The organism is Roseivivax isoporae LMG 25204 (genome assembly GCF_000521865.1).
Taxonomy (GTDB): Bacteria; Pseudomonadota; Alphaproteobacteria; order Rhodobacterales; family Rhodobacteraceae; genus Roseivivax; species Roseivivax isoporae.
Genome location: NZ_JAME01000022.1, coordinates 60,103 through 74,381, shown reverse-complemented (window position 1 = coordinate 74,381; position 14,279 = coordinate 60,103). Strand labels below are relative to the sequence as shown.

The window sequence follows — 14,279 nt, the reverse complement described above, 5'->3', positions numbered from 1 at the left end:
TTGCGGGAGATTCTTTCTGAAGAAAGGGTTGAAGCTATAGTGACTATAGCAATTAGGTTTGTTCCAAGACGATTCGAGGAGCGACTCCGTTGCAGATGACCGACCCCCTACTTGCACCCACCAAACTACTGGATTTTGACGCCGCGCCTCTTGCGCATCTAATTGAGACCCGCGGCTGGCGCGGCTTATCCGAATACGATCGGATCGGAGCTGCCTATGATTTCGTTCGGAATGAAATCGCGTTCGGATACAATCGAGCCGACGACATCCCCGCATCCGAAGTGCTTTCCGACGGCTACGGGCAGTGCAATACCAAAGGCACGCTCTTGATGGCGCTGCTGCGTGGTGTTGGCATTCGTTGCCGGTTGCATGGGTTTACTATCCATAAAGGCTTGCAGCGCGGTGTTGTCCCTGAGCTGGTGTATCCGCTTGCTCCGCAGGAAATTCTCCACTCATGGGTCGAGATCGAATTTCAAGGTGCCTGGATCAACCTTGAAGGCTTCATCCTGGATGACGCTTTCCTCAAAGTCCTGCAAACGTCTTTCTCGGACACGGACAGTCTCTGCGGTTATGGCGCGGGCACGGATTGCCTTGGCGCGCCTCCCGTCGCCTGGAACGGAGAAGATACCTACATTCAGAAAACCGGCATCGTGCAGGATTTCGGCGTGTTTGATACGCCGGACGCCTTCTATTTGTCCCATGAGCAATCCTTTGGATGGCTGCGTGGCGCCCTTTACCGTCATATAATTCGCCACTGGATGAATGCGCGCGTACGTGGTTTCCGCAGCGGCCGCCTGAAGACTGACCGACGCGCGACACACGCGCACGCGGAGCCTGCCAATGCCACATGACCACGGGCACGCGCATTTCGATCCGGATTCCGGCGATCGGCGGGTTGCCATCGCCATCTGGGCAAACGGGCTACTTACCGTTGCGCAAGTCGTCGGGGGCATATTCTCGGGCAGTCTGGCACTGATCGCCGATGCGCTGCACAACTTTTCCGATATGGCCTCGCTTGTCATTGCCTTCGCCGCACGCAAGATCGCGCGCCGCCCAGCCGATGAGCGCATGACCTTCGGCTATGGTCGGGTCGAAATCGTCGCAGCCCTGGTTAACTACACCACCCTGATTTTGATCGGCTTCTACCTGATCTACGAAGGTGGCATGCGCATGATTGATCCACCCGAAGTCATGGGTTGGACCGTCGTCATTCTCGGTGGAATTGCGCTTGTGGTCGACACGCTGACCGCAATGCTGACCTATTCGATGCAGAAGGGCAGCGTGAACATCCGCGCGCTTTTCCTGCATAACCTGTCGGACGCGCTTGCTTCGGTCGCGGTTATCGTCGCTGGGTCGCTGATCATCCTTTACGACATGCGTTGGGTCGATCCTGCCATCACCATCGGCATCGCCATCTACATCCTGTATCTGTCTTTCACTGAAATAGGCGGCCCAATCCGAACCCTGATGCTCGGGAGCCCGCCGGACATCGACAACGAGGCCGTCGTCGAAGCGATGCGGAAAGTCGAAGGCGTCGCCGACGTCCACCACGTCCATCTCTGGCAAATGCAAGAGCACGAGGCTGCGCTCGACTGCCATGTCGTCGTGGCAGCCGAGGGGTGGTCGAAGATTGAAGAGATCAAGAGCGCGATCAAGAAGCGGCTGAAGGGAGAATTCGGCATCAGCCATTCCAGCCTCGAATTCGAGCACGAGGATCGCGCTCATCAGAACGCCGATCTCTATGGTCACGGTAATTCGAGAGATGGGGAGGAAACTCATACTCACGAGAAAAGATAACCGAGCATGAGGATATCATTTCCTCATTTGCGACGGCAAGTTGACGTCGACCAACGTCAAGTGGACTGATGAACCTTTGCATGAGCAACTGGCTGCGAAGGGCAGTAACGAAGGTCTGAGGCGGATACACTACAGGGGTATCACGTCCAAGTTACAGAATGTCACTTGACCTCCCCTTGCTGGAAGGTTGTAGCAGCAACTGTATGACCTGCGTTTTTCGCCTTGTTTTGATTCTCATGCTGACCTTCGGTGCAGTGACTGCGCCGGATATGTCGTCGGCCAGTATGTCAATCACGGCTATGGCGCAGATGGAACCCACCGAAAGCGCCGATGGCCTCTGCAATGGTTGCGATCCCGCTGGATTTGCTGACGGTACTGCCTGTGAAGGTGGGTGTCCTGTTCCTTGCGGCTCCAGCGGTACGGCTGGCCTCCTTGCCAAGATGCCGTCAGAGCGGCTCGCGATGCCCTTTGGTACTGCCATCCGGGGTGCCGAACCTTTGATCCCAGTCGGCGCAAATCCGTCGCTTGATCCGTTCCCTCCCAAACTGCCTGTTTGAACCTGATACCGGCCTCGCCTGCTGCGAGGCCTGATTGTTGCCTTGGTCGAAGCTGGCTGAGTGCGACCCTTTCAGATCAAGGCAGTTGCGATGATTCTCCACAGACCGATTTCACGAAGGCACGTGCTTCGCACAGGTGCCGCATTCACAGCCCTATCCGCTCTGTCACCTGCACGAATGGCAATGGCCGATCCAACTGGGGACCCATTCGTCCTACGCGCGGCATCCGGACAGGCCGCCCTGCGCCCGTCACCATACGGCCCGACTAATGTCTGGAGCTATAACGGGTCCGTCCCCGGCCCTGAAATCAGGGTCCGGCGGGGCGACCGCGTGCGGGTTCTGGCTCAGAATGGGTTGGATGAAGGGACCACAATCCACTGGCATGGCATTCGCACGCCCAATGCGATGGACGGAGTGCCGTTCCTCACGCAGGACCCGATCCCGGTTGATGGCGATTTTCTCTACGAGTTCGATGCGCTGGATGCGGGCACGTTCTGGTACCATCCGCACCAGCGCAGTTCGGAACAGGTCGGACGCGGCCTTTACGGGCCACTGATCGTCGAGGAGGCGGACCCGATCCGCGTGGATCGTGACCTGACCTGGATGCTGGACGACTGGCGCATGACCCGGGACGGGCAAATTGCGGATGACTTCGGCAACCGCCACGACGCGACGCACGGCGGTCGTATTGGTAATTCCGTGACCATCAACGGCCAGATACCCGACCGCATCGCGGTGCGGCCCGGTGAGCGCATCCGCTTGCGGCTAGTCAATGCGGCGAACGCGCGGATATTCGGGCTGGATTTCGGTGGTCTTGCACCGGTTGTGGTCGCTTTGGACGGTCAACCCGTGACTCCCCATGCCCCTGACAGCGATATTGTGGTGATCGGACCAGCCATGCGTGTTGATCTGGTGATCGACATGACTGGCAAGCCCGGAGAAGTCGTCACCGTCACCGATGTCTTCTACGAAGGCCTCGAATACCGTCTGGTCGACCTCGTCTACGGGCCTGACAGGCTGCGGGACAGTGTGCCGGATTGGTCGATGGACCTGCCGCCCAACCCGCTGGCCGAACCGGACATGGCGTCGGCCGCGCGGCACCAGATCGTCTTCAACGGCGGAATGATGGGGCAGATGATGATGGGCAGCGGTATGGGGTCGATGATGGACCAGATGCGCGAGGGCAACATGTGGTTCATCAACGGAGAAGCCGCGACGGGTCATATGATGGACCCCTTGCTGGTCCTGCCGCAGGGCACGTCGCACGTGTTCGAGATGGATAATCGCACCGCCTGGCACCATCCGATCCATTTTCACGGGCATTCGTTCCGTGTGATCGCCCGCAACGGACAACCGACTCGGTATCGCGAATGGCAGGACACCGTCCTGATGGCACCCGAAGAACGGGTCGAGATCGCCTTCGCCGCGGACAATCCCGGTGACTGGATGTTCCATTGCCACATTCTGGAACACCAGGCGGCGGGCATGATGGGCGTCATCCGTGTCGAACCTGGCACGACCAAAACCTGAAACTCACACACTTAGGACCATGAAAATGAATGAACCGATAAAGAAGATACTTGGATTTGCCAGCCTCGGCACGGCAGGTGCCGTCGCCGTCCTTGCGATGAGCCTGAATGCCGCGCCTGCCGCGGCGCAGGAGGTCACGCTCTACAAGAACCCACAATGCGGATGTTGCGAGAGTTACGCGGACTATCTGCGCGAGAACGGTTTCACGGTGGAGGTGAAGCCGACCCACGATCTGGCGCAGATCAGCCGCGATGCGGGCATCCCGGATGACTTCCAAGGCTGCCACACAGGCTTTTTGGACGATTACGTCATCAGCGGCCACGTGCCGATTGATGTCGTCAACAGGCTGCTGGAAGAGCGCCCGGAAATTGCCGGTGTGACTCTTCCCGGCATGCCATTGGGGTCGCCGGGTATGGGCGGCGCGAAACAGGAGCCCTTCAAGATTTACACCGTCGAGGAAGGTGTGAGCCCGACCGTATATTCGGTCGAATGATCAATCGCGCGGTCTGGTGCGAACCCGTGCCAGACCGGTTTCAAGGGAAAACAAAGGATGGAATGCATGATGATGGACGGTGGAATGATGGGCGGCGGCATGATGATTGCGATGGGCCTCGTCTGGTTGCTGATCGTGGGTGTGCTGGTGCTCGCGGCGATCGCCTTGGTCAAATACATCCGCTCGGACAGCGGAAAATAGAGATGTGCCAGAATGCGGATTGAGGGTGCCAGCAGCGGCGACAGCCTGTTGTCGATGGGGTTGGTCTGGGCGCTTTGCGTCCTGCTTGTCCTGTCGTCGCTCGCGGCACTCATCGTCCTCTGTAGGTGGCTCGTAACAAGAAGGCGGAAACTTAGTGAAAAACACGATTAGGCTCTCGGCTGTCCTGCTCGCCACAACGGTTTTGCCCGTAGCGGCGCAGAGCGACGTGCTCATGGGCGAGCGCCTTTATCAAGAGAATTGTGCCAGTTGCCATGGGGCAAACCTGGAGGGGCAATCAGATTGGCGCACACGATTGCCGAACGGCAGGTTGCCTGCCCCGCCGCACGACGCCTCCGGCCATACCTGGCATCACCCCGACCGCGTATTGCTCGACATCGTGAAACGCGGACCGGCGGCGATTGTCGGGAACGGGTACGAAAGCGACATGCCCGGATATGAGGATGTGCTGACAGACGATGAGATCACGGCGATCATTGACTACATCAAGAGCACATGGCCCGACCGGATCCGCGCGTCGCAGGAAAGCCGATCCCTTGCCGATGAGCAGGCGCAGCCATGACGGAAGAGGTCGAGGGAAATGCCGACCCTGTGTCGCGACGTAGTATCTCCGGGTTCGTGCTGGTTCCGCTGATAGCTTTTGCCCTCATGGTCCTGTTCGGTTGGGGGCTTTTCAGGGGTGGCGACGACTTGCCGTCGGCACTTCTCGGCAAACCCGTGCCCGACTTCGCGCTGCCCCCGGTGCTCGGCCGAGAAGAAGGTCTTTCGACGCAGGACCTGATCGGACACGTGTCACTGGTGAACGTCTTCGCCTCGTGGTGTGTGCCCTGCCGTGCCGAACACCCGTTGTTCATGGAGTTGAGTGCAACCGGTGAGGTGCCGCTCTACGGAATCAACTACAAGGACCCGCCCGATCAGGCGCGCGCCTGGCTCGACGAGTTGGGTGATCCCTACGCGCGCATCGGGGCCGACATCAACGGACGCGCCGGTATCGAATGGGGCGTCTATGGCGTGCCCGAAACCTACGTCATCGCGCCCGACGGCACCATCGCCTACCGCCATGTTGGTCCGATCACACGAGCAATCCTGCAGGAAACGCTGCTGCCGATCGTCCGTGACCACAAAACCCAATCCGCCAAGGAGAAAACGCCATGAAAAATCTGAAACCGCCGCTGATCGCCTGGGCACTGTCCGTCGGCGCGGCTTTCGCGACACCGCAAGGGTTTGCACTTCACGACACCCCGCAGCCTGTCGCCAATGTGCGCTACGAGAAAGATGACGGCAGCCGCGGAGACATGGAAGATTTTCGCGGCAAAGTGATCCTCGTGAATGTTTGGGCAACCTGGTGCGTCCCCTGCCGCGAAGAGATGCCGACGCTCGATGCGCTTCAGGCGGAACTTGGCGGCGACGACTTCGAAGTGGTTGCCCTTTCCATCGACCGGGCCGGATCACAAATCGTTCGGCGTTTCTACGACGAGATCGGTGTCACCAATCTCAATATGTATGTCGACCAGACCATGCTTTCGATGACCGCGCTGCGCACCGTTGGCCTGCCGACGACGATCCTGATCGACGCGCAGGGGCGGGAGCTCGGGCGACTGGTCGGCCCGGCCGAATGGGATGATCCCGAGATGGTGTCCTTTTTGCGAAGCTTTATTGAATGAATCCCAGCAAAAGTCCACTGCTCACCCTTGACCTTCCAGTTACTGGAATGACTAGCTTTTAATCATCGAAAGGACTTTCCGGATGACCGAAATATCACCTTCCAACATTGCGGGTGCCGCCAACATCGAAAGCGCAGGAAATTGGCCCCGGTGGTTGACGCGCAGACGATTGCTGTTCGTCGGTGCGGCAACCGTGATGGGGGGCGGCATGGCCCTGAACTGGGGATGGCTCACCGCGATCGGGCTCGCGCCTGTTCTGGTCTCGCTGGCCCCCTGTGCCGCGATGTGCGGCCTGGGTCTGTGCATGAAGGGCGGGTCTGGAAAGGGATGCTCCAACTCGCCGGACGGGGCGTCTCCCGACTGAGTTCTTTCGATAACCACACGATCAACCCAAGGAGAAAACCATGAGAAAAACACTTACAACTTTCGTCGTTGCGACGGCCCTTACCGCAAGTGCATTTGCCGTCAGCGCCCAGGAACAGACCACGCCGGAAACGGGCGAAATGATGCAGAATGAGGGGGCCATGCAAGGCGGCATGATGGACGGCGGCATGATGCCGTCGGAAAAGTCTGACGGCTAGATTTGCCCAAATGCCTGTCGGTAAACGGATCGGCAGGCATTTATTGTAAGGATACAAGAATTGACAGCACTGACACGGCGCGCCGCTTTAGCGATACTCGCGGCCACGATTTCGTCTCCGGCCTTCGCCAATCATCCGGGGGAAAACCTGGATGCGCGCATGTTCGAGATGGAGCCCTACTTCCAGGCCATCGATGCAGCGCAGGCTCCGAGTTTCGAATTGCAGGATCCCGAGGGGAATCCTGTGCGCCTGTCGGATTTCAGCGACAAGGTGGTCATCCTTCATTTCATCTATGCCAACTGCCCGGATATCTGCCCGCTCCATGCGGAAAAGATCGCGGCCATACAGGCCTCGATCAACGACGGGCCGATGAAGGAGCTTGTGCAGTTCATCTCGATCACGACCGATCCTGTGAACGACACGCCAGACGTGTTGCGCGATTACTCGGACCGGCATGGGCTCGATCCAAGCAATTGGGTTATTCTAACCAAACGTCCCGATCAGACTGAAAATGCAACGCGCGTTCTGGCGCGGGACTATGGGCTGGAGTTCACGATGACCGCCGACAGCGACATGATGATGCACGGAGCGGTCACCCATGTTGTGGACATCGGAGGGCGGTTCGCTGCAAAATTCCATGGCATGGACTTCAAGAACGTGAACCTGATCCTCTATGTCAGCGAGTTGATCAACAACGCCCAGCATCGACGCCGGGAGCTCAGCTGGTGGGACCGGCTGACAGGTGTGTTTCAATGAGTGTCGTCGCGACTGGCGTCAGGCTGTCCTCAACAGACGGAATTTCCCTGACAGCTCTGCGTCGGTATTTTTCGGTGGTCATCCCGGCCAACTTGATCTGGGAGTTCGCGCATATGCCGCTCTACACGATCTGGAACGAGGGCACCTGGGGTGAGATTGTCTTCGCAGCCGTCCATTGCACGGGTGGCGATATCCTGATCGCCATGAGCGCGCTGATGCTTGCCCTCATGCTGTCGGGCCGGGGCTGGCCCCTGGTCGCCTCGACGCGGCGGTCTGTGACCGTCCTGACGGTGGTGTTCGGGCTCGGATACACGCTGTTCAGCGAATGGCTCAACATCGTGATCCGCGCCGCCTGGGCCTATTCGGACCTGATGCCAATCATTCCGGTCCTCGATGCGGGCCTGTCACCTGTGTTGCAATGGATCGTGGTCCCGCTGGTCGCGTTCTGGTGGGCCGTGTGGCCCTTCAGCACCGAGCGTGACGCGTGATGGACATCTCCGGCATCGGCATCTTCGCGGCCTTCCTGGCGGGGGCCATTTCGTTCCTGTCGCCTTGCGTCCTGCCGCTTGTGCCGGGCTATGTCTCGTACATCGCAGGGCAGCCGGATTTGCGCATGACGCGGTCGGTCGGCTTGCGGGCGCGCGCCGGGGCGCTCGGGTTGAGTGCCTGCTTTGTCTTGGGCTTTTCGACGGTCTTCGTCGCACTTGGAGCCGGGGCCAGCGCGCTCGGATCGCTGCTGCTGACATGGCGCACCGAGCTGAATTATTTGGGCGGCGCGATCATCATCCTGTTCGGTCTGGTCATGCTGGGTGTCTTTCGACTGGAGGCATTCTCCCGTGACACCCGGTTCAATCTCGATATTCCCGGCGGTCGCCCGCTCGGGGCCTATGTGCTGGGGCTTGCCTTCGCTTTCGGCTGGACGCCCTGCATCGGTCCGATCCTCGGGGCTATCCTGACGCTCAGCTCGACCTCGGGCGGCATGTCGGACGGCATCTCGCTGCTGACGATTTATTCCGCGGGGCTGGGGGTGCCGTTCCTGTTGGCGGCGCTGTTCACCGACGCCATCGCCGCGCGGGTCAGGCAGATCGGCAAGGCCGGTCGCTGGCTCTACAAGGGCGCGGGTGTTGCCATGATCATCATGGGAGTTGCCATCATGACCGGGCAACTGTCACGGTTTGCCTATTGGCTTCTGGGGACGTTTCCCTTTCTCGCGACGATCGGCTGACGAACCTCGAACCAGCTCTTGGCGTGATGGCTGATAAGTGGGGATCATCTCCCCCACTCAAAAAGGTCGTACACGCCGCGCCCCTATAGAGGTCGCGGGGCCGTCAGCCGATCAGGTAGACCCGGATCGGCATCCAGATACCCATGATCATCATCATCAGGTTCTCGGTGAGCGAGACGAACCCTAGTGGCACGTTGCTGTCCCCCCCGACGCAGGCGCATTTCAACTCGCGCTTGTCGATGTACACGGCCTTGAAGACCGAAACCGCGCCGACGGTGCCGATGAACAAGGCCACGGGTGCCGACAGCCAGGTGAGCGCCCCGGCGACCATGAGGATACCGGCGAAGGCCTCTCCGAAGGGATAAAGATAGCCGTAGCGCACCCAGCGGCGCGCCAGCAGGTCGTAATTCAGGAACATGGTCGAAAAGCTCTCGACATCCTGAAGCTTCTGCACTGCAAGCAAGCACATCGAGATCGAGACGAACCATTCCAGCGCGCGCAGGCTGAGGATGGTTCCAAAGCTGTACCATGACAGGCCGAGCGCCATCAGAAACGCGACGGCAAAGATCGCGATCACCGGCTGATAGGAGGTGTCCGAGCGCTCGCTTTCCGGCGCGTCGAGGCCGAAATGGACCCGCAGATCGTCGTAGCCGCCAATCCGCTTGTCGCCGATCCAGGTCTGCGGCGTGGTCTCGACCCCGTGCTTTTCCATGAAGGCATCGGTTTCCTCACGTGTCGTCAGGTGATGATCCTCGACCTCGTACCCTTCCCGTTCAAGCAGGTCTTTGGACTTGAGACCATAAGGGCAAAGATGATCCTGCATGACCATCCGGTAGAGTTGGGCTGATTTCGATGCGTCTTTCGGCATGGTGTTTCCTCCAGTTTCTGGTTCAGGCACCGCAACCGTAATATCCGCGATACCCTGCACGCAGACCGGACCCAAGTTCGAGAACGAGATCGGCGTCCTGCATTTCGCCACTATTTGCGTCCAATGTGCCGGGTCCGCTCGGCGCGCTCAACGCCACTGTCATGCCTTCCGTGCCCCAAGTGCTTCCGGCGTCGCCAGCCTCCAGCCGCACCAGATCGCCGCTGATCTTGGCGAGAGCTACACTCCCACCGTCGATGCGGCCCACCGCCAGCGCAGGCCTGCTTGTGGTGGTGTAGGTGAACGTGCACGCGGCGCCGCCGGGAAACATCTGCGCAATGTCCTCCGAAGTAAGAAATTCGAGGTCGAGAATGGCGACTTCCGGGGTTGATAGCGCCTCGTCGAGGCTCACGATCTGCGCCGGTCCGCTTTCTGACTGTGCCGGACTGTCACCGTTGGCGTCGATATCGTTCACCAGATAACGCATCTCGGCGATTTCCTTGTCCTGCGCATAGATGATCTCATCCGCCAGCTTGCGCACGCGCGGGTCCGAGATATCGGCGCGGCTGGAGGTCATGATCGCGATCGAGTGGTGCGGGATCATTGCCCGCATGTAGCTGCTGTCGCCCACCGTCACCTGGCTGCGGACCAGCCAAAGCGAGGCGGCAAAGACCACAGCGGCACCGATGAAGATGGCGGCGTTAGCCATTTTGCTGGAATACATCGACAGCATGAAGCCCAGCATGATGATCGCCATGGTGGCTCCCATCAGGAGAGCCATGTAGGCCCGCGTTTCCGACCAGAACACATGCGTCCAGAGGTAGGTATTGAGATACATCAGACCGAACATGACGACGGTAGATGTGGCGATCATCGCGAAAAAGCGGCCATATGACATGAAGTTGTCCTCTCTCGAAATCGTGAAGTCTAAAGGTGGAACAACTTTCCCGCGCTGGAATGTTCCGAAATAGCTGCAGCCAGTCGCACCTTATGGGTGGCGCTGCCCGCTGCGGGACGTATCTAAGCCCGCTTAATCCGCTGCCCTGGCGGTCCGGGTCTTATCCTCTTCCATCGCCAGATCTGCGAGAATCGGACAATCAGGCCTGTGATCGCCAGCGCAGGCATCGACAAGGTGCGACAACGTCGCGCGCATCTCGGTCAGTTCTGCGATTTTCCGGTCGATCCGGTCGAGGTGTTCCTCGGCGATCTGCTTGACCTCCGCGCTGGCGCGGTCGGTATCGGCATAGAGTTTCAGCAGGCTCCGGCAGTCCTCGATGGTGAAGCCAAGCGCACGCGCTCGCCCGAGAAACGCCAACTTGTGGACGTCGCTCTGCCGAAAGCTGCGATAACCGTTCGCGCTGCGCAGCGGCTCGACCAGCCCGATGTCCTCGTAGTAGCGGATGGTCTTCGCAGGAAGGCCGGACAGGTCGGCCACGTCTCCGATATTCATGATCGTTTTCTCCTTGTTTCATTCCGCCGGGAGGGGGGACATGCGGGGGGCAGTCGCGGCCTTCGCCGCGTCGTCCATCGCCGGGCGGACACGGCGCAGGCGCAGCGCGTTCGTCAGTACGAAGACCGAGCTGAGCGCCATTGCCCCAGCCGCCAGCACCGGCGACAGCAGCAGGCCCGTTACCGGGTAGAGCAGCCCCGCCGCCACCGGAATGAGGGCTACGTTATAGCCGAAGGCCCAGAACAGGTTCTGGCGGATGTTGCGCATCGTACGCCGCGACACTTCCAGCGCGTTGACCACGCCGCGCAGATCGCCCGACATCAGCACCACGTCGGCCGATTCGATGGCGACGTCGGTGCCGGTGCCGATGGCGATGCCCACGTCCGCATGGGCAAGCGCGGGCGCATCGTTGATGCCGTCGCCGACAAAGGCGATGTGCTGGCCCGTGCCGCGCAGATCGTCCAATGCCGCGACCTTGCCATCCGGCAGCACACCCGCGATCACATGGTCGATGCCGGTTTCGCGCGCGATGGCTTCTGCCGTCTCGCGCTTGTCGCCGGTGATCATGGTGACTTTCAGGCCAAGATCGTGCAGCGCCCGGATGGCGGCCGCGCTGGATGGCTTCACCGGATCGGCCACGGCGATGACGGCGGCAACGCGTCCGTCGATGGCGGCGTAAAGCGCAGTGCGGCCCCGCTCGGCCAGGCGGCGCTCTTCGTCGACCAACGCGCCGATGTCCAGCCTTTCGCGAGCCATCAAACGGTCGGCGCCCACCAGTACGTCCCGGCCCGCGACTTCTGCCCGGACACCGTGGCCAGTGATGGACTTGAATTTCTGCGCGTCGTGCCGGGCAACGCCCTCGGCCTTCGCCGCCCGCAGGATGGCCTCGGCGATGGGATGTTCCGACCGCGCCTCGACCGCCGCGACCAGAGCCAGCACCTCGGCCCGTTCAAAGCCGTCGGCCAGCACCAGATCGGTCAGTTCGGGGCGTCCTTCGGTCACCGTGCCGGTCTTGTCCAGCGCGACCACATCGACGGTCGAAAGCTGTTGCAGGGCGTCGCCCTTGCGGAACAGCACACCCATTTCGGCGGCACGGCCGGTGCCGACCATGATCGACGTCGGCGTGGCCAGCCCCATCGCGCAGGGGCAGGCGATGATCAGCACCGATACTCCGGCGACCAGCGCAAAGGACAAGGCGGGCGACGGTCCGACCAGCAGCCAGATCATCACCGTCAGCAGCGCCAGCGCCATGACAGCGGGCACAAACCACAGGGTGATCCGATCCACCAGACCCTGGATCGGCAACTTGGCACCCTGCGCCTCTTCGACCATACGGATGATTTGCGCCAGCGTCGTATCCGCTCCCACGCGTGTCGCACGGAACTGGAAGGCACCGGAACCGTTGACGGTCCCGCCGGTGACGGGATCGCCCAACGACTTGGCCACAGGCACCGGCTCGCCGGTGATCATGCTCTCATCGACGCGGGCGCTGCCTTCGGTCACTTCACCGTCCACGGCAATCCTCTCTCCGGGGCGCACGAGCAGGATGTCGCCCGCGGCGATGCGCTCGATGGCCACGTCCTCAGGCTCTCCGTCCACCAGCACGCGGGCGGTCTTGGCCTGAAGGCCCAGCAGCTTCTGGATCGCGGCCCCGGTCCGGCCCTTTGCGCGGGCTTCCAGCCAGCGGCCCAGCAGGATCAGCACGACAATGACCGCCGCCGCCTCGAAATAGACCGCGCGCGACCCTTCGGGCAGCAGCGCGGGCGCGAAGAGCGCCACGAGGGAATAGAGATAGGCCGCCGAGGTGCCGACAGCGACAAGGCTGTTCATGTCCGGTGCGCCCTTGAGCAGCGCGGGAAACCCGCGCGTGTAGAAGCTGCGCCCCGGCAAGAACAGGACCATGGTGGTCAGACCGAACTGGATCAGCCAGCTGGCCCGGTGGCCAATGGTTTCGCCGATCAGGCCATGCATCCCGGGGATCAGGTGCGCGCCCATTTCCAGCAGGAACACCGGCAGGGCGAGGGCCGCCGCCATAGCGGTCCTGCGGGCCAGCCTGCGCGCCTCTTCATCCTTGCGGGCACTCGTGTCTTCCGGCGCGCTGTCCTGCGGCAGGGTCGCGGGATAGCCTGCGTCAACCGCCGCCTTGAGCAGGTCGGCGACCACGACCGCGCCTTCGAGATAAGTCACCGTGGCGGTTTCCGAGGCCAGATTGACGTTCGCGTCCAGCACGCCCGGCATCGCCGCCAGCGCCTTGTCCACCCGCCCGACGCAGGACGCGCAGGACATGGAGGCCACGTTCAGACGAACGCTCTGAGTCCGGACGGGATAGCCGATCTCTTCCAACTTCTCGACGATGTCCGAGATGCGCTCCGGCCCGTCGATCTGCGCCTGGGCCGTCTCGCTGGCGAGGTTGACGCGAACGTCGCTGACACCCGGCAGGCCGGAAAGCCCACGCTCCACCCGCCCGACGCAAGAGGCGCAGGACATGTTTTGAAGGGAAATTCGGACGCTGTGCGGACCGGACATGGAAAACTCCTGATTCTGATCCTCCCTCACATAAGGGTTCCATTCACTGGAAGGTCAACAGGTGCATCGAGGAATTTTTTCGGGCATTGACCTTCCCATAGGGCAGCGGCCTAGATGGCAGCAGCAAGAAGGAGATCGTGATGATCAGGTTAAGCGTGCCGGACATGAACTGCGGACATTGCAGCGCGTCGATAGAGAAGGCCATTGTGACGATAGACCCACACGCGACTGTCACCTTTGACCTGACTGCGCGTTCCGTCGAGGTAGATAGCGCATTGGATGAAAGCGCTCTGAAGGCAGCGATTCATGATGCGGGCTACGGATCGGAAAGACTGACTTAGTCCCGGCAATTCCAGTCAATACTGAAGTACTCACTACCATTTTCGCGTCTTCTGTCTGACTGGTGAACGTTGCTATGTATCTATTGCGCAACAGTTTTGAGCGCTCGCAGCGAGAATTCGCCTGCCTCGCTAGATTGTGCCAAACCTTCCCGCGCTGTAAGCGTTTGACGACAGCCCGTCGGTGGTGGCCGTCAACTACTCTGCCCATGACGCGCGCAGCTTTGGGGGTCCTACAGCCCTACTCGCGCAATGCCGTGAGGGCGAAACGTCTGTGG

The 14,279-nt window shown here is 60.8% G+C and carries 19 protein-coding genes; 15 read left to right on the top strand and 4 right to left on the bottom strand.

From position 1 onward, the window contains the following. Positions 1-95 precede the first annotated feature (95 nt). The 14 genes from RISW2_RS24140 (at position 96) to RISW2_RS14510 (ending at position 8,822) form a co-directional block, all read left to right on the top strand. Positions 96-851, top strand: a complete 756-nt coding sequence (locus tag RISW2_RS24140; protein WP_084615419.1) for a transglutaminase-like domain-containing protein — start codon at positions 96-98, stop codon at positions 849-851. Further along, positions 841-1,797: a cation diffusion facilitator family transporter gene (locus RISW2_RS14550; RefSeq protein ID WP_043772516.1), complete on the top strand. Its 957-nt coding sequence runs from the start codon at positions 841-843 to the stop codon at positions 1,795-1,797. Before RISW2_RS24140 ends, RISW2_RS14550 begins: the two co-directional genes overlap by 11 nt. Before the next feature lie 158 nt (positions 1,798-1,955). Further along, the gene (locus RISW2_RS24135; protein WP_244437575.1) at positions 1,956-2,354 is read left to right on the top strand and encodes a hypothetical protein; all 399 of its coding nucleotides are present in this window, start codon (positions 1,956-1,958) and stop codon (positions 2,352-2,354) included. A 90-nt stretch (positions 2,355-2,444) separates the two neighbouring features. Beyond that, positions 2,445-3,884 carry a multicopper oxidase family protein gene (locus RISW2_RS14545; RefSeq protein WP_084615416.1) on the top strand — a complete coding sequence of 480 codons (1,440 nt, stop codon included), beginning with the start codon at positions 2,445-2,447 and terminating at the stop codon, positions 3,882-3,884. Between the two features lie 25 nt (positions 3,885-3,909). Continuing rightward, positions 3,910-4,377: a DUF411 domain-containing protein gene (locus RISW2_RS14540; RefSeq protein WP_203595078.1), complete on the top strand. Its 468-nt coding sequence runs from the start codon at positions 3,910-3,912 to the stop codon at positions 4,375-4,377. A gap of 66 nt (positions 4,378-4,443) precedes the next feature. Then, positions 4,444-4,578, top strand: coding sequence for a hypothetical protein (locus tag RISW2_RS25830; RefSeq protein ID WP_009503829.1), 135 nt, complete (start codon positions 4,444-4,446; stop codon positions 4,576-4,578). A 202-nt stretch (positions 4,579-4,780) separates the two neighbouring features. Continuing rightward, a complete protein-coding gene (locus RISW2_RS14535) occupies positions 4,781-5,158 on the top strand; it encodes a c-type cytochrome (protein WP_370526766.1) in 378 nt (125 codons plus the stop codon). Next, positions 5,155-5,751: a DsbE family thiol:disulfide interchange protein gene (locus RISW2_RS14530; protein WP_043772511.1), complete on the top strand. Its 597-nt coding sequence runs from the start codon at positions 5,155-5,157 to the stop codon at positions 5,749-5,751. Before RISW2_RS14535 ends, RISW2_RS14530 begins: the two co-directional genes overlap by 4 nt. Next, on the top strand, positions 5,748-6,260 hold the full coding sequence (locus RISW2_RS14525; RefSeq protein ID WP_043772509.1) for a TlpA family protein disulfide reductase: 513 nt from the start codon (positions 5,748-5,750) through the stop codon (positions 6,258-6,260). The genes RISW2_RS14530 and RISW2_RS14525 overlap by 4 nt, the downstream gene beginning before the upstream one ends. A gap of 82 nt (positions 6,261-6,342) precedes the next feature. Then, positions 6,343-6,624, top strand: coding sequence for a hypothetical protein (locus tag RISW2_RS24130; RefSeq protein ID WP_068286437.1), 282 nt, complete (start codon positions 6,343-6,345; stop codon positions 6,622-6,624). Between the two features lie 40 nt (positions 6,625-6,664). Continuing rightward, positions 6,665-6,841: a hypothetical protein gene (locus tag RISW2_RS24590; RefSeq protein ID WP_156943861.1), complete on the top strand. Its 177-nt coding sequence runs from the start codon at positions 6,665-6,667 to the stop codon at positions 6,839-6,841. A gap of 60 nt (positions 6,842-6,901) precedes the next feature. Further along, positions 6,902-7,597 (top strand): SCO family protein, encoded by a 696-nt coding sequence (locus RISW2_RS14520; RefSeq protein WP_244437574.1) that lies wholly within the window; start codon positions 6,902-6,904, stop codon positions 7,595-7,597. Continuing rightward, the gene (locus RISW2_RS14515) at positions 7,594-8,085 is read left to right on the top strand and encodes a hypothetical protein (RefSeq protein ID WP_043772505.1); all 492 of its coding nucleotides are present in this window, start codon (positions 7,594-7,596) and stop codon (positions 8,083-8,085) included. The genes RISW2_RS14520 and RISW2_RS14515 overlap by 4 nt, the downstream gene beginning before the upstream one ends. Next, entirely contained in the window at positions 8,085-8,822 is a 738-nt protein-coding gene (locus tag RISW2_RS14510) for a cytochrome c biogenesis CcdA family protein (RefSeq protein WP_043772503.1), read from the top strand. The genes RISW2_RS14515 and RISW2_RS14510 overlap by 1 nt, the downstream gene beginning before the upstream one ends. A gap of 103 nt (positions 8,823-8,925) precedes the next feature. Here the strand turns inward: RISW2_RS14510 and RISW2_RS14505 are convergent, their stop codons facing one another. The 4 genes from RISW2_RS14505 to RISW2_RS14490 all read right to left on the bottom strand — a co-directional run bounded on the left by RISW2_RS14505 (position 8,926) and on the right by RISW2_RS14490 (position 13,663). Continuing rightward, on the bottom strand, positions 8,926-9,690 hold the full coding sequence (locus RISW2_RS14505) for a MauE/DoxX family redox-associated membrane protein (RefSeq protein WP_211238706.1): 765 nt from the start codon (positions 9,688-9,690) through the stop codon (positions 8,926-8,928). 22 nt (positions 9,691-9,712) lie between these two features. Continuing rightward, the gene (locus RISW2_RS14500) at positions 9,713-10,585 is read right to left on the bottom strand and encodes a DUF305 domain-containing protein (RefSeq protein ID WP_043772498.1); all 873 of its coding nucleotides are present in this window, start codon (positions 10,583-10,585) and stop codon (positions 9,713-9,715) included. A gap of 132 nt (positions 10,586-10,717) precedes the next feature. Next, the gene (gene cueR / locus RISW2_RS14495) at positions 10,718-11,137 is read right to left on the bottom strand and encodes a Cu(I)-responsive transcriptional regulator (RefSeq protein WP_043772496.1); all 420 of its coding nucleotides are present in this window, start codon (positions 11,135-11,137) and stop codon (positions 10,718-10,720) included. An 18-nt stretch (positions 11,138-11,155) separates the two neighbouring features. Further along, positions 11,156-13,663, bottom strand: coding sequence for a heavy metal translocating P-type ATPase (locus RISW2_RS14490; protein ID WP_043772492.1), 2,508 nt, complete (start codon positions 13,661-13,663; stop codon positions 11,156-11,158). A 140-nt stretch (positions 13,664-13,803) separates the two neighbouring features. Between RISW2_RS14490 and RISW2_RS24125 the strand changes: the two genes are divergently transcribed. Beyond that, positions 13,804-14,004 (top strand): heavy-metal-associated domain-containing protein, encoded by a 201-nt coding sequence (locus tag RISW2_RS24125; RefSeq protein WP_084615415.1) that lies wholly within the window; start codon positions 13,804-13,806, stop codon positions 14,002-14,004. Positions 14,005-14,279 lie beyond the last annotated feature (275 nt).

What these genes read in the sequence shown, in the direction of transcription:
- RISW2_RS24140 (WP_084615419.1), top strand. Translation starts at nt 96, where the DNA reads ATGACCGACCCCCTACTTGCACCCACCAAACTACTGGATTTTGACGCC.
- RISW2_RS14550 (WP_043772516.1), top strand. Translation starts at nt 841, where the DNA reads ATGCCACATGACCACGGGCACGCGCATTTCGATCCGGATTCCGGCGAT.
- RISW2_RS24135 (WP_244437575.1), top strand. Translation starts at nt 1,956, where the DNA reads ATGTCACTTGACCTCCCCTTGCTGGAAGGTTGTAGCAGCAACTGTATG.
- RISW2_RS14545 (WP_084615416.1), top strand. Translation starts at nt 2,445, where the DNA reads ATGATTCTCCACAGACCGATTTCACGAAGGCACGTGCTTCGCACAGGT.
- RISW2_RS14540 (WP_203595078.1), top strand. Translation starts at nt 3,910, where the DNA reads ATGAATGAACCGATAAAGAAGATACTTGGATTTGCCAGCCTCGGCACG.
- RISW2_RS25830 (WP_009503829.1), top strand. Translation starts at nt 4,444, where the DNA reads ATGATGATGGACGGTGGAATGATGGGCGGCGGCATGATGATTGCGATG.
- RISW2_RS14530 (WP_043772511.1), top strand. Translation starts at nt 5,155, where the DNA reads ATGACGGAAGAGGTCGAGGGAAATGCCGACCCTGTGTCGCGACGTAGT.
- RISW2_RS14525 (WP_043772509.1), top strand. Translation starts at nt 5,748, where the DNA reads ATGAAAAATCTGAAACCGCCGCTGATCGCCTGGGCACTGTCCGTCGGC.
- RISW2_RS24130 (WP_068286437.1), top strand. Translation starts at nt 6,343, where the DNA reads ATGACCGAAATATCACCTTCCAACATTGCGGGTGCCGCCAACATCGAA.
- RISW2_RS24590 (WP_156943861.1), top strand. Translation starts at nt 6,665, where the DNA reads ATGAGAAAAACACTTACAACTTTCGTCGTTGCGACGGCCCTTACCGCA.
- RISW2_RS14515 (WP_043772505.1), top strand. Translation starts at nt 7,594, where the DNA reads ATGAGTGTCGTCGCGACTGGCGTCAGGCTGTCCTCAACAGACGGAATT.
- RISW2_RS14510 (WP_043772503.1), top strand. Translation starts at nt 8,085, where the DNA reads ATGGACATCTCCGGCATCGGCATCTTCGCGGCCTTCCTGGCGGGGGCC.
- RISW2_RS14505 (WP_211238706.1), bottom strand. Translation starts at nt 9,690, where the DNA reads ATGCCGAAAGACGCATCGAAATCAGCCCAACTCTACCGGATGGTCATG.
- RISW2_RS14500 (WP_043772498.1), bottom strand. Translation starts at nt 10,585, where the DNA reads ATGTCATATGGCCGCTTTTTCGCGATGATCGCCACATCTACCGTCGTC.
- cueR (WP_043772496.1), bottom strand. Translation starts at nt 11,137, where the DNA reads ATGAATATCGGAGACGTGGCCGACCTGTCCGGCCTTCCTGCGAAGACC.
- RISW2_RS14490 (WP_043772492.1), bottom strand. Translation starts at nt 13,663, where the DNA reads ATGTCCGGTCCGCACAGCGTCCGAATTTCCCTTCAAAACATGTCCTGC.
- RISW2_RS24125 (WP_084615415.1), top strand. Translation starts at nt 13,804, where the DNA reads ATGATCAGGTTAAGCGTGCCGGACATGAACTGCGGACATTGCAGCGCG.